General features: G+C 70.2%; 19 protein-coding genes, 1 tRNA gene and 1 pseudogene. 12 read left to right on the forward strand and 9 right to left on the reverse strand.

Translation table 11 applies throughout. From position 1 onward, the window contains the following. Positions 1–3: 3 nt before the first annotated feature. Together AB0878_RS32800 and AB0878_RS32805 are read right to left on the reverse strand one after the other, a co-directional pair. On the reverse strand, positions 4–1,113 hold the full coding sequence (locus AB0878_RS32800) for a serine protease (protein ID WP_366584075.1): 1,110 nt from the start codon (positions 1,111–1,113) through the stop codon (positions 4–6). 196 nt (positions 1,114–1,309) lie between these two features. Further along, the gene (locus AB0878_RS32805) at positions 1,310–3,808 is read right to left on the reverse strand and encodes an endonuclease/exonuclease/phosphatase family protein (protein WP_366584076.1); all 2,499 of its coding nucleotides are present in this window, start codon (positions 3,806–3,808) and stop codon (positions 1,310–1,312) included. A 105-nt stretch (positions 3,809–3,913) separates the two neighbouring features. Here AB0878_RS32805 and AB0878_RS32810 point away from each other — a divergent pair, with 105 nt between their 5' ends. Further along, positions 3,914–4,951 (forward strand): CapA family protein, encoded by a 1,038-nt coding sequence (locus tag AB0878_RS32810; RefSeq protein ID WP_366584077.1) that lies wholly within the window; start codon positions 3,914–3,916, stop codon positions 4,949–4,951. A gap of 332 nt (positions 4,952–5,283) precedes the next feature. Here AB0878_RS32810 and AB0878_RS32815 read toward each other — a convergent pair whose 3' ends face one another. Both AB0878_RS32815 and AB0878_RS32820 read right to left on the reverse strand, forming a co-directional pair. Continuing rightward, positions 5,284–5,712: a limonene-1,2-epoxide hydrolase family protein gene (locus AB0878_RS32815; RefSeq protein ID WP_366584078.1), complete on the reverse strand. Its 429-nt coding sequence runs from the start codon at positions 5,710–5,712 to the stop codon at positions 5,284–5,286. Further along, positions 5,709–6,644 carry a TauD/TfdA family dioxygenase gene (locus AB0878_RS32820; RefSeq protein WP_366584079.1) on the reverse strand — a complete coding sequence of 312 codons (936 nt, stop codon included), beginning with the start codon at positions 6,642–6,644 and terminating at the stop codon, positions 5,709–5,711. The genes AB0878_RS32815 and AB0878_RS32820 overlap by 4 nt, the downstream gene beginning before the upstream one ends. A gap of 311 nt (positions 6,645–6,955) precedes the next feature. Between AB0878_RS32820 and AB0878_RS32825 the strand changes: the two genes are divergently transcribed. Together AB0878_RS32825 and AB0878_RS32830 are read left to right on the forward strand one after the other, a co-directional pair. After that, the gene (locus AB0878_RS32825) at positions 6,956–7,255 is read left to right on the forward strand and encodes a hypothetical protein (protein ID WP_285971760.1); all 300 of its coding nucleotides are present in this window, start codon (positions 6,956–6,958) and stop codon (positions 7,253–7,255) included. Continuing rightward, a complete protein-coding gene (locus AB0878_RS32830) occupies positions 7,255–7,827 on the forward strand; it encodes a hypothetical protein (protein ID WP_366584080.1) in 573 nt (190 codons plus the stop codon). Before AB0878_RS32825 ends, AB0878_RS32830 begins: the two co-directional genes overlap by 1 nt. Positions 7,828–8,359: 532 nt before the next feature. On the opposite strand, the gene AB0878_RS32835 is transcribed toward AB0878_RS32830, so the two are convergent. The 3 genes and pseudogenes from AB0878_RS32835 to AB0878_RS32845 all read right to left on the reverse strand — a co-directional run bounded on the left by AB0878_RS32835 (position 8,360) and on the right by AB0878_RS32845 (position 9,423). Beyond that, a tRNA-Ser gene (locus tag AB0878_RS32835) sits at positions 8,360–8,446 on the reverse strand. Between the two features lie 45 nt (positions 8,447–8,491). Continuing rightward, a pseudogene (locus tag AB0878_RS32840) lies at positions 8,492–8,917 on the reverse strand (nucleoside deaminase); the annotation flags it as partial. Positions 8,918–8,940: 23 nt separating this feature from the next. Then, entirely contained in the window at positions 8,941–9,423 is a 483-nt protein-coding gene (locus AB0878_RS32845; RefSeq protein WP_354864834.1) for a tRNA adenosine deaminase-associated protein, read from the reverse strand. A gap of 76 nt (positions 9,424–9,499) precedes the next feature. On the opposite strand from AB0878_RS32845, the gene AB0878_RS32850 reads away from it, so the two are divergent. Next, positions 9,500–10,732: a M20 family metallopeptidase gene (locus AB0878_RS32850; RefSeq protein WP_366584081.1), complete on the forward strand. Its 1,233-nt coding sequence runs from the start codon at positions 9,500–9,502 to the stop codon at positions 10,730–10,732. A gap of 664 nt (positions 10,733–11,396) precedes the next feature. Here the strand turns inward: AB0878_RS32850 and AB0878_RS32855 are convergent. Next, positions 11,397–13,454: a phosphocholine-specific phospholipase C gene (locus AB0878_RS32855; RefSeq protein ID WP_366584082.1), complete on the reverse strand. Its 2,058-nt coding sequence runs from the start codon at positions 13,452–13,454 to the stop codon at positions 11,397–11,399. Between the two features lie 152 nt (positions 13,455–13,606). On the opposite strand from AB0878_RS32855, the gene AB0878_RS32860 reads away from it, so the two are divergent. From AB0878_RS32860 to AB0878_RS32890, 7 genes are all read left to right on the forward strand, one after another. Beyond that, complete coding sequence (locus AB0878_RS32860; protein WP_366584083.1) at positions 13,607–14,077, forward strand: heme-degrading domain-containing protein; 471 nt, start codon at positions 13,607–13,609, stop codon at positions 14,075–14,077. Between the two features lie 105 nt (positions 14,078–14,182). Then, positions 14,183–14,644: a dihydrofolate reductase family protein gene (locus AB0878_RS32865; protein WP_366584084.1), complete on the forward strand. Its 462-nt coding sequence runs from the start codon at positions 14,183–14,185 to the stop codon at positions 14,642–14,644. Then, entirely contained in the window at positions 14,641–15,234 is a 594-nt protein-coding gene (locus AB0878_RS32870; protein ID WP_366584085.1) for a dihydrofolate reductase family protein, read from the forward strand. Before AB0878_RS32865 ends, AB0878_RS32870 begins: the two co-directional genes overlap by 4 nt. A 58-nt stretch (positions 15,235–15,292) precedes the next feature. Further along, on the forward strand, positions 15,293–16,195 hold the full coding sequence (locus AB0878_RS32875) for a dihydrodipicolinate synthase family protein (protein WP_366584086.1): 903 nt from the start codon (positions 15,293–15,295) through the stop codon (positions 16,193–16,195). Between the two features lie 176 nt (positions 16,196–16,371). Further along, the gene (locus tag AB0878_RS32880; RefSeq protein WP_366584087.1) at positions 16,372–17,421 is read left to right on the forward strand and encodes an acyl-CoA desaturase; all 1,050 of its coding nucleotides are present in this window, start codon (positions 16,372–16,374) and stop codon (positions 17,419–17,421) included. Then, the gene (locus AB0878_RS32885) at positions 17,418–17,603 is read left to right on the forward strand and encodes an RGCVC family protein (RefSeq protein WP_366584088.1); all 186 of its coding nucleotides are present in this window, start codon (positions 17,418–17,420) and stop codon (positions 17,601–17,603) included. The genes AB0878_RS32880 and AB0878_RS32885 overlap by 4 nt, the downstream gene beginning before the upstream one ends. Next, positions 17,603–17,761 carry a DUF6307 family protein gene (locus tag AB0878_RS32890; protein WP_366584089.1) on the forward strand — a complete coding sequence of 53 codons (159 nt, stop codon included), beginning with the start codon at positions 17,603–17,605 and terminating at the stop codon, positions 17,759–17,761. The genes AB0878_RS32885 and AB0878_RS32890 overlap by 1 nt, the downstream gene beginning before the upstream one ends. A gap of 74 nt (positions 17,762–17,835) precedes the next feature. Here AB0878_RS32890 and AB0878_RS32895 read toward each other — a convergent pair whose 3' ends face one another. Beyond that, positions 17,836–18,792: an RNA polymerase subunit sigma-70 gene (locus AB0878_RS32895; RefSeq protein ID WP_366584090.1), complete on the reverse strand. Its 957-nt coding sequence runs from the start codon at positions 18,790–18,792 to the stop codon at positions 17,836–17,838. 208 nt (positions 18,793–19,000) lie between these two features. Here AB0878_RS32895 and lysA point away from each other — a divergent pair, with 208 nt between their 5' ends. Continuing rightward, positions 19,001–20,338 carry a diaminopimelate decarboxylase gene (lysA, locus tag AB0878_RS32900; protein ID WP_366584091.1) on the forward strand — a complete coding sequence of 446 codons (1,338 nt, stop codon included), beginning with the start codon at positions 19,001–19,003 and terminating at the stop codon, positions 20,336–20,338. Positions 20,339–20,456: the final 118 nt, after the last annotated feature.

The raw sequence follows: 20,456 nt of genomic DNA on the forward strand, positions 1-20,456 counted from the left end.
GCGTCAGACGACGTCGGTGTAGAGCACGACGGTGCCGCCCGCGGTACTGGCGGTGACGCCGCAGTTCAGCTTGTGGGCCGCGAGGTCCGGGGTGATCGTGAGCTGCGGGTTCGTGGCGCCCTCGACCGGGACGTAGAACTCGAAGCCGTTCGCCGGGTCGACCCGATTGGAGTACCAGGCGTAGTCCACCTTGGCCGGTTCGCCGTTCGTCCACTTCGGAGCGTCACAGGTGAGCGTGTTGCCTGCGGCTTTGGTGCCGGTGATCGTCGGCTCGTGCTCAGTCATCGGCGCCAGCGGCGGCCTCGGCTGCGTCAGGAATTTCCGCAACGCGACCGCATCGGCGAACCCGTTTGCGGTCGGCTCACCGCACTGCTTGCCCGCGACCTCACCGGCGAAGCTGACGACGCCGACGAGCCGGCCGTCCTGAACCAGCGGACCACCGCTGTCGCCGGGACAGACCGTGGCCGCGGCCTGCGTACACAGCACCGACGGGCCGTCGACCACGTCCGAGCTCCCGAACGACTGTCCGCACGCCTGGTCGTCGATGACCTCGAGCTGCGCGTGCGCGAGCTGATCACCGAGCGCGGGCAACGGATCCTTTGGGTCCGGTGTTTTGGTGAGCCCGTGCCCGTACACGTCCACAGTGGACCCCGGCTTCGGCGCTCGGGTGGCCACCGGCAACGTCGGGACGTCGAACACCGGACGCGCCAGCTTGATCACGGCGACGTCGTCGGCCGCACTGGCCTTCGAGTAATCCTCCGGCGCCAGCGGCGACGGGATCAGCCGAAACCCCGGGTCGATCGACCACCCCTCGATCGGCACGATCCGCCCGGGATCGGTCGACAGCGTCCCACCCCCGAGGTGCACCTCGAAATGCGTCGGGTCCACGTGGTCGAGGCAGTGCGCCGCCGTCGCCACCCGATCCGGCGCGATCAACGCCCCACCGCAGCTTTCCCGCTGCACCAGGGGCTCGTCGCCCTTGAACACGACCGTCGCCATCCACGGCGCCGCACCCTCGGGCGTGGGCTCACCACCGGACACCGCCATGGCGGGCGCCGCCACCACCGTGCCGGCCACCAGAACAGCCGCGGCCACGGTCACCATCCTGCGCATTCGGACCTCCTCATCGGTTGGTCCGAACGTACGAATCCCGGCCCACTCCGGACAACGCCCGCCGGAGTGATCACCACGTACGCCTTTCGGCTACGGGTATCGCGCCGATCGGCTACTTGTTCCAGATCACCGCGTCCCCGGACACGCTGAAGGCCACCATTCGCGGAGAATGGTGGCCTTCAGCGTTACGAGAGAACTACTTACGCGGAGCAGTCCGCCCCAGCAGCTGGTCCAGGTAGTCCAGCAGGTCGTAAGCCAGGTCCTGCAGCTTGTTCCCCGTCGACGGCCGGAACCGCACGATCTGCGGGTCGTGGTCGCTGGCCTGGTCGGCGAACTCGGCGTTGATGTGGACCACGTCGTAGTCCACGCCGCGAAGCGCCGGGGCGGCCAGGATGTGGTCCAGGACCTGCGACTGGCCCTCGAACACGTAGCTGTACCGCTCGGCGGCGGGCAGCGTCGAGATGAGGTCCTTCAGGCCGCCGGACGTCAGCTGGGCCAGCGCGGGCGAGAACTGGTAGTCGTTGAGGTCACCGGCCACCACCACGTTGGCGTTGCGGTCGGCCGAAAGCAGCTGGGACACGAACCCCTTCAGCACGGTCGCCTGCTTCTGGCGCTGCACCTCGGAGCTGCGCACCGGCGGCTGGAACCGGCCGTGCGTCGGCTGGTCGCCGCCCTTCGAGTTGAAGTGGTTGGCGATCACGAACACCGTGCGGCCCTGGAAGACGAACTCGCCGGCCAGCGGCTTGCGGCTGTCGGTCCACGCGTCGTCCGTCGGGTCGACGCGGCCCGGGGACTGCGTCAGGTGCACCTTGCCGTGGTCCTTCACGACGCCCACCGAGGAGGTCGCGCTGCCACCCGGACGGTCCACGAAGGACACTCGCGCCGGGTTGAACAGGAAGCCCACGCGGATGTTGCCGCCCGGTTCGCCGCCGTCCTCGTCGTTGGTCGGGTCGATCTCGCGCCACTGGTAGTGCGGGCCGCCCGCCGCGACGATCGCGTCGGTGAACTTCTTGAGCGTCACGTCGGCGGTGACCACGCCGTCGTCGGTGGCGCCGTCGTTGTCCTGGATCTCCTCCAGGTTCACGACGTCCGGCGCGGCCAGGTTGTCGACGATGCCGTGCGCGAGCTGCGCGAACTTCGTGTCCGGGTCGGACGGCGCGAGGTTCTCGACGTTGTACGTCGCCACCGCGAGCTGGCCCGGACGCTGGCGCGCCGTAACCTCCTTCTGCAGGTGGTTGTCCTTCACCGGACCCATCTGCGATGCGAAGAGCGTGTAGCCGCCGAAGCTGCTGTACTCGACCGGGCCGGAGGTCGTGCCGGTCAGCACGTCACCGGTGTTGACCTTCGGGAACGGCTGCTGGTCGAACGGGATGATCGACTGGACCTTCAGCACGCCCGTGTTGATCTTGTCGTAGCCCAGGTAGACCGTGCCGCCGCGCGGCGTCGGGTTCTGCTGCGGCTTCGTCGTCACGTACAGCTCGTCGAAGTCGTTGCTCGGGCCGACCACGCGGGCGTCGGAGATGCTGATGATCTCGCTCTCGTGCGACTCCCAGAAGTCCAGCGCGTACTTCGCCGGCTCCAGCGCCAGCGCCTCGATGTTGCCGCCGGCATTGGGTGCGAGCACGTCCGGGATCTGGTCGGGCGTGATCTTCGTGGGCGCGGGCACCGGGTTCCCGTGCGTACCGACCGTCCACTGTGCACTGGACAGCTCGGTGAGCGACTGGTAGTTCGAGGTCGCCGGGGCGTCCGGGTAGAACTCCTTCACCGTGCCGGCCGCGGTCACCGCGTCGCCGACGGCCACGGCGGGCGTGGTCGAACCGGTGAACACGAACAGGCCCTCGCTGGTGCGCGGGTCGCTGTCGGGGTTGGGGTCGGTGAGCCAGAAGCCGCGCGACGAACCAAAGGTGCGCACGGCCGTGACGATGCCCGTGACGTCGCTGACCTTCTTGTCCTTGAACGGCGAGATCCGCGTGGTGCCCTGGATGTCGTGGATCTTCGCGGGGGTTCCCGGGTCGACCGGACCGGTGTCGCCGCCGCCGGCCGTCTCGCCCTTGGAGTTGGTGGGCGTCGGGTCGCCGACGGTGAAGTCGGCGCTGTTGTTGTCCGTGTCGGCCAGCGACGCGGCGCGCGCGGCCGAGGTCGTGTTCGACAGCGCGGCGGTCGGCGTACCCTCGCGGACCACGGCGTCACCGAAGCCGACGAGGTCCTTGACCTGCGGGTCGGCGGCGCAGTCGGCGGCGGTCTTGCAGGTCAGCGCGGTGGAGCCGCTGACGAGCGCGATCGTGCCGGCGGTGCCGGACATCGAGATGGTCCCGGTCGCGTCCGGGGTGGGCAGCGCGACGGTGCCGCCGGTGCCCTTCGACTCCTGGACGAGGTAGCGGCCGCCCGCGGCGACCGAGCCGGCGAGCTTCGTGACCTGCCACGTGCTCGACGCGCTGGCCGTGGCTGGCAGGTACTGCACGCTGAAGCCGTCGAGCGCGAGCGGCGTGCCGCCGCGGTTCGCGAGCTCCACGAAGTCGTTGGTGAGGGTGGCGCCGGCGTTGCCCCCGCCGCCGTAGACCTCGGCGATGACCGCGTCCGCGCTGGGTGTGGCGAGTGCGGCGGGAGCGCCGCTCACCACCAAGCCCGCGACGGCAGCGGCGGTCAGCACGCTCTTTCTTCGACCGGATATGGTCACCCTGAGTCCCCTTTGCATGAACGGTCGACGCATCGTCCCCCGAACAAGCGAAGGGTAGGAAGACTAAGAGGCAACGATTCGTAACGAGTTCGCGGAATTACCTCCGAGGGACGGGTTGACACAGTGATCTCTCTCGTACTCGGCGGAGACGTCAACGTGCAGGGGCGGACCGAGCCGAAAACGGCATTCCGGGCGCTGACTCCGTTGTTGAGCGGAGCCGACCTGCGTTTCGTCAACCTCGAGGGCCCGCTGTCGGGATCGATGGGCGACCACGGCGGTCTGGACATCCCGCACAAGCCGAATTGGCGCCATTCCGCACCCGAAATGGTCGAGGCGCTCACCGCCGCCGGCATCGACGTGGTGTCGGTGGCCAACAACGTGACGTACCCGCCGCCGGCCATGCTCGCGAGCCTGGCGGTGCTGGAGAAGGCCGGGATCGCGTACTGCGGCGGCGGTCCGAACCTCACCGCCGCGCACACGCCGGCCGTGATCGAGCGGGCCGACCGCCGCGTCGCCTTCCTCGCGTTCACGTCGCTGTGCTGGCCGGTCGGCCAAGAGGCGAAGGCCGATTCGGCGGGCGTCGCGGTCGCCGGCGCGTACACCTCCTACCAGCCGGACCCGCGGGTGCTCGACGTGCCGGGCCGGCCGCCGATCGTCCACACCACCCCGGTGCCGGCGGACCTGGAACGCCTGGTCGCCGACGTCCACCGCGCCCGCGCGACGGCCGACCACGTGATCGTGTCGATGCACTGGGGACTGCCGGGCGAGGAGCTCACCGAGTACCAGATCGCCTACGCCCACGCGATCATCGACGCGGGCGCCGACCTCGTGGTGGGCCACGGGCCGCACAGCATCCAGGCCGTGGAGGTCTACCGCGGCCGCCCGATCCTCTACAGCCTCGGCAACCTCGTGTTCGACTGGCCCGCGATGCGCGGCCGCCACGTCGACGGACTGCTCGCCGGGTGCCTGCTCGGCGACCGGCCGCGGCTCGAACTCATTCCGGTGCGCCGCGGCGAGGACAACGAGTGCGTGCCGCTGGCCGGCGAGGCCGCGGCGCAGGTGCTGCGGCACGTGGCCGAGCTGTCGGCGCGGCGGTCCACAAAGGTGGCCGTGGGAGCCGGGATCGGCACCGTCGAAGGGTTTCTCGCGCCGAAGCGCTGAGGGCGTTTCCCCAGGTCGTCACCCGGACGGCCCATCTGCCTTAAATGCAGGTCAAGCTTTGGCGCGGTGCGTTTGCGGCGGAGGTACCTTTACTCGCGAGCCCACGAGAAAGTGGCCCAGACCACTTCCCGGGAGCTCACGGGTCGCACACCGCGGGGGGAGGCGACACGATCACATGGGGGTTGATCGTGTTCGGCTTGCGCGGTTTCGCGCCCCGCTGAGGAACGCCGCGGACGCGGGATCTTCCGCTTCGCTCGCGACCGCGGCGTCCTCGAGAAAGTTTGCCCCGGGGGTTCGTGGGTGGTGCGGCGGCGGCTTGGCGGCCGCACCACCTACGAGCGGTACTTGCCGATGAGGGTCTTGGCGCCCGACAGTGCAGCGCGTCCGGCGCCCTTCGCGCTGGCCGCGAGGAACGTCGTCCAGTCGAAGTAGTCGCGCCACAGCACGATCCGGCCGTTCTCGACCTCGAAGGTGCCGCACACCCAGAACTCCGCCGCGAACGAGCCGCGGCGCAGCACGTCGGTGCGTTCGGTGAGCACGATGTTGCCGTCGGCGGCGATGTGGTGCGTGCGTGCTTCGAACCCGGTGCCGAACCGGGTCAGCGTGCGCAGCTGCTTCTCCACGGCCGTGAGCCCGCGGGCGGGCGGGAGCGGCACGTTCTGGTAGGTGATGTCGACAGCGACGTGGCTCAGCGCCCGTTCGACGTCCATGTCTTCGAGAGCCTGCAGGAACGCGGTGACCACGGCCTTGGGTTCGCTCATACGACCAGGCTAGGCCCAAATGGCCGGTCGCCGACGATCGCGACGCGTTCGGCCACCCGGTTGTGGGGGTGGTAGTCGTTCACGGCGTAGTGCTGGGTCGCGCGGTTGTCCCAGAACGCCACGGCGTCGCGGGTCCAGCGGAAGCGCACCTGGTACTCGGGCGTGTGGGCCTGGAGGAACAGGGAGCGGAGCAGGCGGTCGCTCTCGGGTTTGTCGAGGCCCACGACGTGGGTGGTGAAGGCCTGGTTCACGAACAGCGTCCGCCGGCCCGTCTCGGGGTGGACGCGGACGATCGGGTGCTCGACGGGCGGGAAGCGGTCCTGGTGGGCGGCCAGCAGGTCCGGGTCGGTGAAGCGTTCGAAGCCGGGGACGAAGTCGTGGACGGCGGTCAGGCCGTCGATGCGTTCGCGCACGTCGGCGGGCAGGTTGTCGTAGGCGGCGGCCATGTCGGCCCACATCGTGTCGCCGCCGATCGGCGGGACCTCCACCAGCCGGAGGACGGAGCCGAGCGCGGGTGCTGGGCGCCAGGTGACGTCGGTGTGCCAGATGTTCTCGTAACCCGGCATGCCCGCGGTGCGGGTGAAGCGGACGACCTCGTCGTTGTCGCCTTGCGGGATGAAAGGGTTGGTTTCCAACGCGCCCCAGTGGGAAGCGAACACGCGCTGTTGTTCCGACGTCATTTTCTGTTCGCGGAAGAACAGCACCTTCCACTCCAGCAACGCGCGGTTCAGCTCTTCGCGAACCCGGGGGGTCAATGACGCTCCGAGGTCGACGCCCTCGATTTCGGCCCCGATCACCCGACCGAGGGGGCGGAGGGTGAACAGCTCGTAGGGGCGTTCTTCAACCCCTTCGGGCAGCCGGCGCAGCACGCGCGGGCCTTCGAGGATGCCGTCGGCGGGGGTGGCCGACGAGCGCAGCAGGTCGATCGACATCAAGCCCTCCGCGTGGTCGAATCGGCTTGGTTGAGCGGAGTTCGGCCGATCGGGGTGGCTCGCCGCGGCGACCGGCGCGCGGCTGTGCCGGCACCGGACGGGCGGCCGGGCCGGCGGCGCGGGCGGGTGGCTGGCATGGGCGCGATGATCGTCAGCGCTGCCGAGCGCGGTCAAGGCTCTTCACGATGTGAAACTGTCCTACGCCCGGCCGAGTGACCACACAGGACGTGATGAGGTTAGATCTCCCCCTACAGGGTGACGAGGTGGGGGCCTGGCCACCTTGAACTGTTTGTTCCGGGAAGGGAGGTCCCATGGCGAGCTCGACGAGCGAGCGGCTGCGCGCCGCGGCCGACGCGCTGGACAAGGCCGCGGCCGACGCCGACCAGGCGGCCGGCCGGTTCGCCGAGGCGCGTCTGGAGTCGACGCCGTTCGGCATCTCCGCGCCCGCGCGCGAGCTGGCCGCGCGCTGGGAGGCCGCGCTGGCCGCGCGCGACGTCGACGCCCGCGTCCTCGGCGACGCGACGTCCGACCTCGCCGGCCGCCTGCGCATGGCGGCGGGCGGGCACGCGGAGAAGATCCGCCCCGCGGTGGCGACGGCGCTGTTCACCTGATGCCGTTCCTGCACCCGGCCCTGGAGAAAGCCGCCGCGACCCTCGAGCCGCTGCGGAAGGCCGGCGCGCGCCTGGGCGCCCCGGACCCCGTGGCCGCGCTGCAGCAGATCGACTGCTCGCCTCCCGCCATCCGCGATTCGGCCCGCACCTTGTCCACCGGCCGCGACGTCCTGGTCACCGCGCGGCTCGCCTTCGAAAGCGGCGCCCACCGCGCGGAACGCCGCTGGGGCGGCGAGCCCGCCGCGCGGTTCCGCACCCGCGCCGACGAGCTCGACGTGCACTACCGGCAGGCCGCCGAAGCCGCCGCCCGCACCGCCGCCGTCGGCCTGGACCTGGCCGACCTCCTGGACCGCCTCGCCACCGAGACGGCAGCCCAGGTCATCTGCGTCGCCGGCTCCGCCGCCGCGTCCGCCGTCGCCGTCCTGGCCGGCGACCGCTCGACCGAGGCGGTGCAACCAGTACTCGACGCCTGCGCCGCCGTCGCGCGCGCCGTCGAAACGGGCGTCTCGACGATCATGGAGACCATCTCGTTCCTGGAACCCTTCGGCACTCCAGTCCTGCCCTTCGACTGACGCACCCGGCTCCCGGCGCCGCCGCCCCACAGCCTTGCCCTCCGGCACCGAGGCCCCTGAATTCCAGCCGCGCCCGCCAGCAACCCCCGCGCCCCACAACAGCGGTCCCTCGGGTCCCAGCGACGCCCACCGTCAAACCCGCGCCCCGCAACTGCGACCCCCTGGATTCCAGCGACGCCCGCCAGCAAAATCGCACCCCCCAACGGCGGTGCCAGGGGTCCCAGCGACGCCCGCCGTCAAAGCCGCGCCCCGCAACTGAGGTGCCCAGATTCCAGCGAACCCGACCAGCTAACCCGCACCCCGAAACGAACGCCCCCAACTCGGCCGTGCCGACCTGCGGTCAACCTGAACGCCACCGGAGTTGTCTTTCAAAGACGATCACCAACCCCCGTGACCAACTCACCAGTCGCAACCACCACCGGGGGTCCGGGGGCAACGCCCTCCGGGCGGGGCCTGGGGGTTGCACCCCCAGAAAACACAGCGAGCGAGGCACATCAACGCTTTCCGTTGACATACCTCGCCCACTCGCGAGCGGTGGCGGTGGGATTTGAACCCACGGACGGGATTAACCGTCACACGATTTCGAGTCGTGCTCCTTCGGCCGCTCGGACACGCCACCGCCGAGAACAATACCGGAGGCCGAAGGCAGGGCGTCGGCGGGGTGGCGGCGGGTGGCGAAGTACGTCTCGAGCAGCGCGGCGCACTCGGTGGCCAGCACACCGCCGTGGACTTCGGGGCGGTGGTTGAGCCGGCGGTCGCGCACGACGTCCCAGAGGGAGGACACGGCGCCGGTCTTGGGTTCCCACGCGCCGAAGACCAGGCGGGAGATGCGGGCGAGCACGAGGGCACCGGCGCACATCGTGCAGGGTTCCAACGTGACGGCGAGCGTGCAGCCCTCCAGGCGCCAGCCGTCGCCGTGGACGCGGGCGGCCGCGCGCAGGGCGAGGATTTCCGCGTGGGCGGTGGGGTCGCCGAGCTCGACGCGGGCGTTGCGGGCCGCGGCGAGAGGCCTTCCGTCAGGGCCGAACACCACGGCGCCGATGGGCACATCGGCGCCTGGACCGCGCGCGGCTTCGAGCGCCGCCTGCACGGCTTCGGTGTCGGCCGGGCGTCTCAGAGCTCGTCCAGCAGTTTCGAGAACTCGGCCGCGAAGCCGCAGCGCTGGGCGATCATCTGGAGCTGCTCGTCGGGGTAGAGATCCACCTCTCCGACGATAACTTCAAGCTCGCCGCCCGGCAGTCCGAGATCGGCGAGGATGTCGAGGTCGCCTTCGGGCCAGACGGCGTCGTCGTCCTCGTCGGGCGGGTCGACGCGCAGCACGTCGAGCACGTCCGCGGCGATGTCGTAGTCGAGCGCCGCCGCGGCGTCCGACAGCAGCAGCGACGGGCCTCGCGGGCTGGGCCGCACGATCACGAAGAACTCGTCGTCCACCGCCAGCAGCCCGAACGCCGCGCCGGTCGAGCGGAGTTTCCCCAGCTCGGTGATCGCCGCGTCGAGCTCCGTGAGCGCCGCGGGATCGAGCGCACTGCACCGCCACCGACCGTCTTCTCGGACCACTGCCATCGCGAAGCCCGTGACCGGCTCTTGCACCGCCATGCGCACACCGTATTCCGCCGCCGATGCGAGCGCACGCACGGTGCACCCGAAGCGTCCGTGGTGCCACTATCGAGCCATGACCGGACCCACCGACCTGCCGACTCTCCCGGACACCCGCTTCAACGGGCTGCTCGACGCCGCGCGGGAGCTGCAGGACCGCACCGTCGCGTTGCGCCGCGCCCTGCACCGCCGTCCGGAGCAGGGGCTCCAGCTGCCGCGGACGCAGGAAGCGATCCGTTCGGCCCTGGCCGACCTGCCGCTTTCCGTGACCGAAGGCCGCGCCACGACGTCGCTCACCGCCGTGCTGCGCGGCGCGCGCCCGGGCCCGGCCGTGCTGCTGCGCGGGGACATGGACGCGCTGCCGCTGCACGAGGACACCGGCCTCGAGTTCTCGTCCGAGGTCGACGACTCCATGCACGCCTGCGGGCACGACACCCACGTCGCCATGCTCGCCTCCGCCGCCCGCCTGCTGGCCTCGCGCGTGGATTCGCTGGCCGGCTCCGTGGTCTTCATGTTCCAGCCCGGCGAGGAGGGCCACCACGGCGCGCGCTTCATGATCCACGAGGGCGTGCTCGACGCCGCCGGCCCGCGCGTCTCGCGCGCCTTCGGCCTCCACGCCATGGCCAACGTGCCCACCGGCCTCCTCCAGGTCCGCGGCGGCGCGATGATGGCGTCCGCCGACACCTTCCGCGTCGAGGTCACCGGCCGCGGCGGCCACGGCTCCGCCCCTCAGGAAGCCATCGACCCCGTCCCCGCGGCGGCCGCGATGGTCGGCGCCCTGCAGACGATGGTCACCCGCCGCATCGGCGTCTTCGACCCCGCCGTGATCTCCGTGACCCGCATCGAAGCCGGCACGACCACCAACATCATCCCCGAGACGGCCGTGCTCGAAGGGACCATCCGCACCCTGTCGGAAGCCACGCGCGCCGTCGTCCGCACCGAGCTGCCCCGCGTCTGCGAGTCCATCGGCGCGGCCCACGGCTGCCGCGTCCTGGCCGACATCGAGCCGGGCTACCCGCCCACCGTCAACGACCCCGAGGTGGCCGCCGAGGTCCTGGCCCTCGGCGCGACGGTGCTGGGCTCGGAGAGCGTCCAGGAGATCCCCCACCCGATCATGGGGGCGGAGGACTTTTCGTATGTCCTGCAACGTGTTCCGGGGGCATTCGCGTTCCTCGGCGCCTGCCCACCGGGGGTGTCGCCCTCGGACGCTCCGGCGAACCACTCGAACCGGGTGGTCTTCGACGAAGCCGCGATGCCTGCCGGGGTGGCGATGTATGCGGCGTTCGCGCTGAACGCTTTGCGGGGCTAGGGGGTTGATGCGAGGGGACCATTCGCGCATTTCGCCAGGCGAACGGAGCGCTCGTGCCGCTTCATGCGCGCGAACGGTCCCCTCGCACCGGTCACTGGCGGCGCGAGGGGACCACTCGCGCCGCAGAGACAATCACGAAACGACCGCTCGCTCCGCAACTGCGACACGAGCGGTCCCCTCGTGCGGTCACGACGGCACGAGCGGTCCAGTCGCGTCGCGGTCGACGCGCGAACAGACCGGTCGCACCCTCAAGCCGCGCACGAAAGACCCCTCGCACAGCCAGGACGGTGTGGATGGACCACTCGCGGCGGCGCGACAAGCACGAAACGACCACCACTCGCCCCGCTATCGCGGACACGAGCGGTCCCTTCGCTCGCACTCGGCGCGCCGTGACAGGTCCGCTGGCGCTCAAACGGCGGCGCGAAAGGTCCTCTCGTATCGCAGTCGGACCCTCAAGCCGAGCACGAACGGTCCAGTCGCGTCGCGGTCGGTGCGCGAGTGGACCGGTCGCACCCTCAGGCTGTGCGCGAAAGGTCCAGTCGCGGCGCGATCAGTGCGCGAAAGGGCCGGTCGTGCCGTCGGGCGCGGCCAGAGGTCCAGTCGCGCACGGATGCGGCGCGCCGGGGGACCATTCGCCCAGCGAACGGTCCCCCGCGCAGCCGGGTCAGGCCGTCCGGCTTGGTTGGCCGTTCTCCAGGTGGCCGGCGAAGCGCCGGTGCCACTCCGGGTGGCCGACGAGGGACAGGCGCAGGTCGTACCAGCCGGAATTGTCCGTCAGAGCGTCGACGGAAAGTGTGTGCGAACCGTGCGGGCCCACGACAAAACCGGGGCGGCCCTTGACTGTCAAAGTCGCCGATCGGGACAGCGAATTGGTCACCTTCACCACAAAAACCGGGTGCGCCGCCGACCCCGAAATGGCGGCCGAGACCTCCACCCCGGCCGTTGAAGAATCGCCGGAAGCTTCCACGACAAATCCATTCGGCCCGTGGACAGCAACGTCATAAGAACCAGAAAACGCAATCTTCCCGGCAGCCGAACCACCACCGGAAACGTCGAACCGCTGCGAAACCCCACCCGCGTGATAAGCGTAAGAAGCCAGCTGCAAACCAGCCGCCCCGTGGTTCGACGCCTGCAGAGCCAGCGACCCCGCGCCCACCGAAACAGAAGCCACCGGCTGATACGGCAACGCCCGCGCCGGAGCCGTGCCGCGTTCCTGTTCCGGCATCGACTGCTGGCCCGTCAGCGGGGGCGCCGGCTTGGGCAGCTTCGTCTGCGTCCGGTCGGCCTCGGCGCGCAACGCCGTGGCGTCCGGCAGCACGGGAATCGAAACGTCCTTGCGCGAGAAGTCGAAGCAGCTCGTCAGGTCACCGCAGATCTCGCGGCGCCACGCGGAGATGTTGGGCTCGCGCACCCCCGTCCACGTCTCCAGGAACCGCAGTACGGACGTGTGGTCGAACACCTGCGAGTTCACGAACCCACCGCGGCTCCACGGCGAGATCACCGTCATCGGCACGCGCGGCCCGAGGCCGATCGGCGCCAGCGCGCCCGTGCCGACGCCGCCGGGGCCCGACGGCTGGTTCACCGGCAGCAGCTCACCCGGCGTCCCGGCCGGGGCGCACGGCGGCACGACGTGGTCGAAGAACCCGTCGTTCTCGTCGTAGTTGATCAGGACCACAGTGGACTCCCACAGCTTCGGGTTGTCCCACAAGGCCTTCAGCACGCGCTGGGTGTAAGCCGCACCGTCGACGGGCCGCGCGGCCGGGTGTTCGCAGTACGCGTAGGGCGCCACGACCCACGACACCGCCGGCAACGTGCCCGCCTTGCAGTCCGCCACGAACTGCTGCAGCACGTGGTCGACGTTCTTGCCCTGCCCCGAATCCGCTTTCCACTGCGCGCGCAGGCTGGCCCGCTCGGCGAGCTGGCGCTTCTTCGGGTCCGACGACGCCAGCGCGTCGTGGTACTGCTGGAACAGCCACAGTGGATTGTCGCCGTAGTCGCCGACGTAGCCGTCCGCGCCGTCGCCGACCTCGTCGTTCGCGTAGACCTGCCAGGAGATGCCGGCGGCCTGCAGGCGTTCGGGGTAGGTCGTCCAGCGGTAGACGGGCTTGTAGTCGTCCGGGTTCCACGTCGCGGGGCCGCCCAGCTCGCCGTCCGGGTCGATCATGCCCGTCCAGTGGTAGAGGCGGTTGGGCGTGGTCGGGCCCTGCAGTGAGCAGAAGTAGTTGTCGCACAAGGTGAACGCGCTCGCGAGCGCGCGGTGGAACGGCAGGTCGTCGCGGTTGAAGTAGCTCATGGTCATCTCGGTCTTGGCCGGGACCCACGCGTCGTAGGCGCCGTTGGCCCACGCCTGGTGCGTCGTGGCCCAGTCGTGCGCGAGGTCGCCGAGGTCCTGGCCGTCGACGAGCGCGGTGTCGACGTGGAACGGCAGCAGCCGGCCGCCGTCGGTGCGCTGGGCGTCGGGCTGGCGGAACACATCGCGCACGGCCGCGGTGTCGCCGAAGCCGCGGACGCCGGCCGCCGTGCCGTAGTAGTGGTCGAACGACCGGTTCTCCTGCATGAGCACCACGACGTGCTCGACGTCGTCGAGGCTGCCGCGCCGCCGGGGGCCCGCGGCCGCCTCGGCGAACGCGCCGCCGAGACCCGCCGCCGCGCCTGCCATGCCGGCCGCCGCCGCGCCGCCGAGCACCGAGCGACGGCTCAGCCGCCCTTCCGCCTGCCCCATCCGTACCTCCTCGTCCGGAATGTGCGTGACGGAGATCCACATCACGCGCGGCAAGCAGCCTTCCCCAGGTCACGGCGCACGACAAGCAGCCGAATGTGAACCGCGGCTGAACACGGTGGCAATTAAACAACAGTGTTGATTTAATATCGGACATGACGACCGAAACCGAGCTCATCCAGGAGCTCCTCGAACAGGAGAGCCGGCTGGTGTTCCCCCGGTTCGACAACGAGACCGCCCTCGCGCTCGGCCAGCACCTGCTCGCCGCCGCGCGCGAACGCGCCCTGCCCGTCACCGTCTCCGTGCGCAGAAACGGACAGCGGTTGTTCCACGCCGCACTCCCGGGAACATCGGCCGACAACGACGCCTGGATCGATCGCAAGAGCCGCGTCGTCGACCGCTACGGGCACAGCTCGTTCCTCGTGGGCACGCAGTTCCGCGCGAAGGGCAGCAGCTTCGAGGCCGACTCCCGCCTCGACCCCGATCTCTACGCAGCCCACGGCGGCGTCTTCCCGGTGCTGGTCAAGGACGTCGGGCCGGTCGGCACGGTCGGCGTCTCGGGCCTGCCGCAGGCCGAGGACCACGCGTTCGTGGTCGAGCAGCTCGCGGCGTTCCTCGCCGGCTGAAAATCTCCGCACAAAAACTGGTAGCCCGCGCACAAGAAGTTGTCGATTCGGCGCATCCCTCGTTCGACGGTTCACCACAGACCCGACGAACGAGGGAGACGACCGATGGGCAAGCTGACCGTCACGGCGTTCCTGACCCTGGACGGCGTGGTGCGCGGACCGGGTCACGTCGACGCGCAGATGGACGCGGCCCTGGCCCGCTGGCAACGCCGAGCGTCGGCGTTCCTGCAGGTCAGGGACGTCGCCGACTACTGCCCGAGCTCCGGTGACCTGCCGCGGCACGTCGTCACCGGCGACCTCGCCACCGAGGTCCGCCGGCTCAAGGCCCGCTACGACGGCGAGCTGCAGCTGCACGCCAGCGGCAGCCTCGTGGCCGAGCTCGACGACCTCGTCGACGAGTACCGCCTGCTCGTCTTCCCCGTCGTCCTCGGCGAAGGCCACCCGCTCTTCCCCGCCGGCGCCCACCCGCTCGCCCTGCGCCCGCTGTCCACCAGCGCGACGAGTACCGGCGTCGTCATCCAGGAGTACGCGGCCGCGGGCGCCCCGACGTTCGGGTCGATGGCATGACCACGCTCACCGCCACCACCTTCGTCTCCCTCGACGGCGTGGTGCAGGGCCCGGGCACGCCCACCGAGGACCCGCGGGGCGGCTTCGACCTCGGCGGCTGGCTCACGCCGTACTACGACGCGGTGATGGCCGAGTACACCGCCGACTGGTTCTCGCGCGCCGACGCGTTCCTGCTCGGGCGCCGCACGTACGAGATCTTCGCGGGCTACTGGCCCACCGTCGGCGGCTCCGACCCGATCGCGGGACCGCTCAACTCACTGCCGAAGTACGTCGCCTCGCGCACGCTCACGCGCTCGTCGTGGCAGGGCACCGCGTTCCTGCGCGGCGACGTCGTGCGGGCGGTGACCGAGCTCAAGGCCGAGCCCGGACGCGAGCTGCAGGTGCACGGCAGCAGCGATCTGCTCCGGACGCTGCTGGCGGCCGGCCTGGTGGACGAGCACCGCGTGTGGGTGTTCCCGGTGGTGTTGGGAAAGGGACAACGGCTGTTCCCGCCGGGAACACCGCGGCAGTCACTGCGGCTCGTCGAACATCGCACGACCGGCAAGGGCGTCTCCGTGCAGGTCTACCGACCCGAAGATCAGGACGCCTGACCCAGCTCACCGTGCTACCCTCTGCGCCGACACATCATATATCAGATCGGACACACCAGTGGCGTTCGAAGTGCAGAAACGGCGGTTGGCGGGCGTCGTCGCGATCCCCGTGACGCCGTTCAACGGGAGCGGCGGAGTCGAGGCGGAGACGTACGGCCGGCTCGTCGAGCGGCTGGTGACCGGCGGCGTCGAGGTGGTCACGCCCAACGGCAACACCGGCGAGTTCTACGCGCTCGACGAGCACGAGACCCGGCTGTGTGTCGAGGTCACGGTGAAGGCTGCGCGGGAGGCGAGCGTGCTGGCGGGCGTCGGGCACGACGTGCGCACGGCCGTGAAGGCGGCCCGGCACGCGCGCGACACCGGTGCCGACCTGGTGATGATCCACCAGCCGGTGCACCCGTACGTCTCGCGCGAGGGCTGGGTCGAGTACCACCGCGCGATCGCGTCGGCCGTGCCGGAGGTCGGCGTGGTGCTGTACGTGCGCAACCCGGAAATCGGCGGCGAAGAGCTCGCGCGCCTGGCCGACGCGGCGCCGAATGTGATCGGTGTGAAGTACGCGGTGTCAGATCCTGTGCGTTTTGCAACAGTTTCACGTGACGCCGGTCTCGAACGGTTCGTGTGGATCGCGGGGCTGGCCGAGCTTTCGGCGCCGGGCTATTTCGCCGTCGGCGCGCACGGGTTCACGTCGGGGCTGGTGAACGTCGCGCCGCGCATCTCGCTCGACCTGTTCGCCCGGCTGCGCGAGCGCGATTTCCCCGGTGCCATGCGGTTGTGGGAACTGATCCGGCCGTTCGAACAGATGCGCGCGGCCGAGCGCAACGCCAACAACGTGAGCGTCGTCAAGGACGCGTTGTCACAACTCGGCCTCTGCCGGCCCGACGTGCGCCCGCCGAGCCGGCTGCTGACCGCGGCCGAGCGCGAGCGGATTTTCGGCCTGCTCTCGTCGTGGGGACTTTCGTAAGGTTTCTCGACACCTGTGGGCAATTGCCTTTGCCAGCCAAGGGTGAGAAGGTGGGTGCAGGCTGCGGTGCCACCGCGGCCAGGCCCCAGCGCCCTTCTCCCGGACTGGACCCGGACCCGTCGTGGCCGGAAACCGTCGCTGGACAAGCGATTCGCCTGAACCAGAGCGGTGCTGGCATGACTTCGTCCTCAACTTTCGACACCACAGAACCGTCCACCGGAAGTGATTTCGCCGAACTTTCCCGGCTCGTCAAGGCGGCCGGCCTGCTGAAACGCCGCCGTATCGCCTACGGAATCCGCATCGGCCTCAACCTCGCCGCCTTCGCCGGCGGCTGGGTGGCGTTCGCGTTTCTCGGCGACTCCTGGTGGCAGCTTTTCCTCGCCGCGTTTTTCGCGATGATGTTCGCGCAGCTGGCCTTCATCGGCCACGACGCCGGCCACAAGCAGATCTTCTCCAGCCGCAAGGCCAACGACGCCACCGGACTCGTCCACGGTGGACTCACCGGGCTCAGCTACGGCTGGTGGATCGCCACCCACAACCGTCACCACGCCAACCCGAACCACGAGGACGAGGACCCGGACGTCGACATCGCCGCGCTCGCGTTCTCGCGGGCGCAGAGCCACGACAAGCGAGGTTTCCTGCGCTGGGTCGCGAAGTACCAGGCGTTCCTGTTCTTCCCGCTGCTGCTGCTCGAAGGCCTCAACTTGCACGTGGCGAGCGTTCGCGCGGTATGGGCAGGTGACATGCGCCGCCACAAACTCGAGTCGACGCTGCTGATCGGGCACCTGGTGGCGTACCTCGCCGCGGTGTTCATCGTGTTGTCACCCCTGACGGGTCTGGTGTTCATCGTCGTACACCAGTTCCTGTGGGGTTTGTACATGGGATGTTCGTTCGCTCCCAACCACAAGGGCATGGAAATGCTCACCACGGGCCACAAGCTCGACTTCCTGCGCAAGCAGGTGCTGACGTCGCGCAACATCCGCGGCGGCGTCGTCGTCGACTTCGCCCTCGGCGGCCTCAACTACCAGATCGAGCACCACCTCTTCCCGAGCATGGCCCGCGGAAACCTCAAGCACGCGCAGGTGATCGTGCGCGAGTTCTGCGCCCGCCACGGGATTTCCTACGCCCAGTGCGGCTGGGCGCGCTCCTACGGCTACGTGCTCGAACACCTCCACTCCGTCGGCGCTCCCCTGCGCGAGCGCACGCCGGAGCCGGCCACGTCATGACCGCCGCCGAACACGACACGCCGACCGAGGTCCGGCCCGAGACGTCCTGCCCCAGCTGCCCGCACCCGCTCGAGGAGCACGACGTGATCGCCCGCAGGTACTGCGCCGCGACCGCCGCCGGCCACACCGAGCGCGGTTGCGTCTGCGGCGCCGCGAAAAAAGCCCAACACCGAGGACGATGATGACCGCCACTGCCCTGCCGCCGAGCCGTTACGAAACGCGGGTCGAGCGTGTGAAGAAGATCGTGCTGGACAACACCAAGCTCTCTGAGGAAAAGGCTCGTGAGCTGGCCGTGCAGATGGTGCACGCGCTGGACACGGTTCCGGAGAAGATGCGCTGACCTGACCCATCCCGGCGTCGGCACCGCGACGAGATCGCGGTGCCGCACAGGGAGATCTCGTGCCCTGAGCGGGGTCAATCGATCAATGTTTGCGGGAAATCGAACAGCTCGAACACCGCCGGTGCGAATGTTGTCACTTCGGCGACATTGCCCCGGGCGATTCGCAACACGTTGAGCCCGAACGCCCGGAACTCGCCGTCGATCCGGACGTAGGTCGCGAGCGCCGGGAGGCCGTTGGCTCGCGTTGCCAGCACGCGGAAAGCCACGGCGTCCGGCCCGCGCAGCGCCGGCGCCCAGCCTTCGAGCACGGTCTCCCGGCCCGCGTACCAAGTGGGCTCCGCGCCGACGTGCCCGCCGGCGCCCGCGGCGTGACTGCAGCGGACGTCTTCGCGCAGCAGCGACGCGAAGGCCGCCTCGTCGTGATCCACCAGCGCCGCCATGTACCGGGCCACCACCGCGCGTTCCTCCCCGCTGCCCTCAGCCGACCACTCCGTTCGCCGCTCCGGCAGGTGCTCCTTCAGCGCCGCCCGTGCCTGCAGCACCGCGGTGTTGATCGACGCCGGCGTCGTCTCCAGCGCGGCCGCCGTCTCGCGGGCCGACCAGCCGAGGACGTCACGCAGCACCACCGCCGCACGACGGCGGGGGGACAGGTGCTGGATCGCCGCGAGGAAGGCCAGCTCAACGGTCTCGCGCGCGACCACCTCGCCGAGCACGTCGTCGGGCACCGGCTGCAACCACGGCACGGCGACGTCCGGCCGCGGCGCCAGATCGGACCCGCCGGTCGCCGGCAGGTCCAGCACCGGCAGCTCACGCGGGTGCGCGGCGAGGTGATCCAGGCACGCGTTCGTCGCGATGCGGTACAGCCACGCGCGCAGGCTCGCTCGGCCGTCGTAGGTGCCGCGGCCACGCCACGCGCGCAGCAGCGTCTCCTGCACCAAGTCCTCGGCCTCGTCGTAAGAACCCAGCAGCCGGTAGCAGTGCACCCGCAGCTCGTGGCGGTGCGTCTCGGTTTCGGTCGCGAAGTCCGTCATCTCTTCAACCATGTCCCATGAGACGGGACTCCGCGGGAAAAATCGACTCTTCGCAGGTCAAACGGAATGTGGCCGAAGTTACTCGCGTGTTAAGAACGTGTCAGCGCGGCCGGGCGGAGCGTCAGGGTGGTGTTCACGGTTGGGGCGAATCGAACACCGCCGCAGTGTGCTGACGGTGTCCGAATTCGCACATCGCCCGGAGGTCACCGTGACACTCAGCGAGCTCCTCCCCAGCCTCGGTTGCGAGGCCGCCGACCATCTCGAGCCGGGGCTCTGGCCGCGCAGCACCTGCCTCGGCGAAGGCGGTGAGCTGATCTTCGCGGGTGCTCCGGTGAGCCACCTGGCCAACCGGTTCGGGACCCCGGCGTACCTCATCGACGAGGCCCAGGTGCGCGACACCGCACGCGCCTACCGCCGCGCCCTGCCGGAGGCCGAAGTGGCCTTCGCGAGCAAGGCGCTGTGTACCCGCGCCGTGCTGCGCTGGGTGGCCGAGGAAGGCCTGTCGCTCGACACCTGTTCGGCGGGCGAGCTCGCCGTCGCGCGGTCCATCGGCTTCCCCGCCGAGCGGATCCTGTTGCACGGCAACGCGAAAACCCCCGAAGACCTCAAGGCCGCGCTGGAGTACGGCGTGCGCCGCATCGTCCTCGACTCGCTCGACGAGATCGAGCAGCTCGGCGCACTGGCCCACGGCGCGCAACAGGTCATGATCCGCGTGACGCCCGGCGTCTCCGGCGACACCCACGCGGCGATCACGACCGGCACCGAAGGCCAGAAGTTCGGCTTCTCGCTGCGCCCGGACGTCCGCGACAACGTGGACCGCGCCGTCGCCGCCGTGCTCGCGCAGCCCGGGCTCAGGCTGGTCGGGCTCCACTGCCACATCGGCTCGCAGGTCGCCCGCGTCGACCGCTACGAAGAGGCCGCGCGGCGCATGGTGGAGGTGCTGGTGCGCGTGCGCGACCAGTACGGCATCACCCTGCGCGAGCTGGACCTCGGCGGCGGCCACGCCGTGCCGTACCTCGACCGCGAAGCGAGCTTCGACCTCGACGGCTACGCCCGCCGGCTGCGGGTGGCGCTGGGGTACGAATGCTCGTCGCACGACTTTCCCTTGCCCCGCTTGACGATCGAGCCCGGTCGCGCGATCGTCGGCCCCGCCGGGATCACGGTGTACCGGGTGTGCGCGGTGAAGCGCGGCAGCCGCACGTTCGTCGCCGTCGACGGCGGCATGAGCGACAACGCGCGCCCCGCCCTGTACGGCGCCCGCTACACCGCGCGGCTCGTCGGACGGCACACCAAGGCCGCGCGCACGCCGATGACCGTGGTCGGCCGTCACTGCGAGTCGGGTGACGTGCTGGCCGACGACGTCTGCCTGCCCGACGACGTCCACGCCGGCGACCTGCTGGCCGTGCCGTGCACCGGCGCGTACCACCACTCGCTGGCGTCGAACTACAACCTCGTGGGCCGCCCGCCGCTCATCGGCGTGCGCGACGGCTTCGCGAAGCTGCTCGTGCCGCGCGAAACCGAAGAAGACCTGCTTCGGCGTTGCTGAGCCTTGCCGGTTGCTGGCCTAGCTGTGATGTCCGGGGACGTTGTTCTCGGTTGAGGTGAGGTCGGCCTGTCGTGCAGACAGGCGAAGGCCTCCGGTTGTGAAGTGGAGCTGTTGAGGA

This window comes from Amycolatopsis sp. NPDC047767 (genome assembly GCF_040704195.1).
In the GTDB taxonomy this organism is placed as follows: domain Bacteria; phylum Actinomycetota; class Actinomycetes; order Mycobacteriales; family Pseudonocardiaceae; genus Amycolatopsis.

Coding starts and splice junctions, on each gene's coding strand:
- AB0878_RS32800 (WP_366584075.1), bottom strand. CDS start 1,113: ATGCGCAGGATGGTGACCGTGGCCGCGGCTGTTCTGGTGGCCGGCACG.
- AB0878_RS32805 (WP_366584076.1), bottom strand. CDS start 3,808: ATGCAAAGGGGACTCAGGGTGACCATATCCGGTCGAAGAAAGAGCGTG.
- AB0878_RS32815 (WP_366584078.1), bottom strand. CDS start 5,712: ATGAGCGAACCCAAGGCCGTGGTCACCGCGTTCCTGCAGGCTCTCGAA.
- AB0878_RS32820 (WP_366584079.1), bottom strand. CDS start 6,644: ATGTCGATCGACCTGCTGCGCTCGTCGGCCACCCCCGCCGACGGCATC.
- AB0878_RS32825 (WP_285971760.1), top strand. CDS start 6,956: ATGGCGAGCTCGACGAGCGAGCGGCTGCGCGCCGCGGCCGACGCGCTG.
- AB0878_RS32830 (WP_366584080.1), top strand. CDS start 7,255: ATGCCGTTCCTGCACCCGGCCCTGGAGAAAGCCGCCGCGACCCTCGAG.
- AB0878_RS32845 (WP_354864834.1), bottom strand. CDS start 9,423: ATGGCGGTGCAAGAGCCGGTCACGGGCTTCGCGATGGCAGTGGTCCGA.
- AB0878_RS32850 (WP_366584081.1), top strand. CDS start 9,500: ATGACCGGACCCACCGACCTGCCGACTCTCCCGGACACCCGCTTCAAC.
- AB0878_RS32855 (WP_366584082.1), bottom strand. CDS start 13,454: ATGGGGCAGGCGGAAGGGCGGCTGAGCCGTCGCTCGGTGCTCGGCGGC.
- AB0878_RS32860 (WP_366584083.1), top strand. CDS start 13,607: ATGACGACCGAAACCGAGCTCATCCAGGAGCTCCTCGAACAGGAGAGC.
- AB0878_RS32865 (WP_366584084.1), top strand. CDS start 14,183: ATGGGCAAGCTGACCGTCACGGCGTTCCTGACCCTGGACGGCGTGGTG.
- AB0878_RS32870 (WP_366584085.1), top strand. CDS start 14,641: ATGACCACGCTCACCGCCACCACCTTCGTCTCCCTCGACGGCGTGGTG.
- AB0878_RS32880 (WP_366584087.1), top strand. CDS start 16,372: ATGACTTCGTCCTCAACTTTCGACACCACAGAACCGTCCACCGGAAGT.
- AB0878_RS32885 (WP_366584088.1), top strand. CDS start 17,418: ATGACCGCCGCCGAACACGACACGCCGACCGAGGTCCGGCCCGAGACG.
- AB0878_RS32890 (WP_366584089.1), top strand. CDS start 17,603: ATGACCGCCACTGCCCTGCCGCCGAGCCGTTACGAAACGCGGGTCGAG.
- AB0878_RS32895 (WP_366584090.1), bottom strand. CDS start 18,792: ATGACGGACTTCGCGACCGAAACCGAGACGCACCGCCACGAGCTGCGG.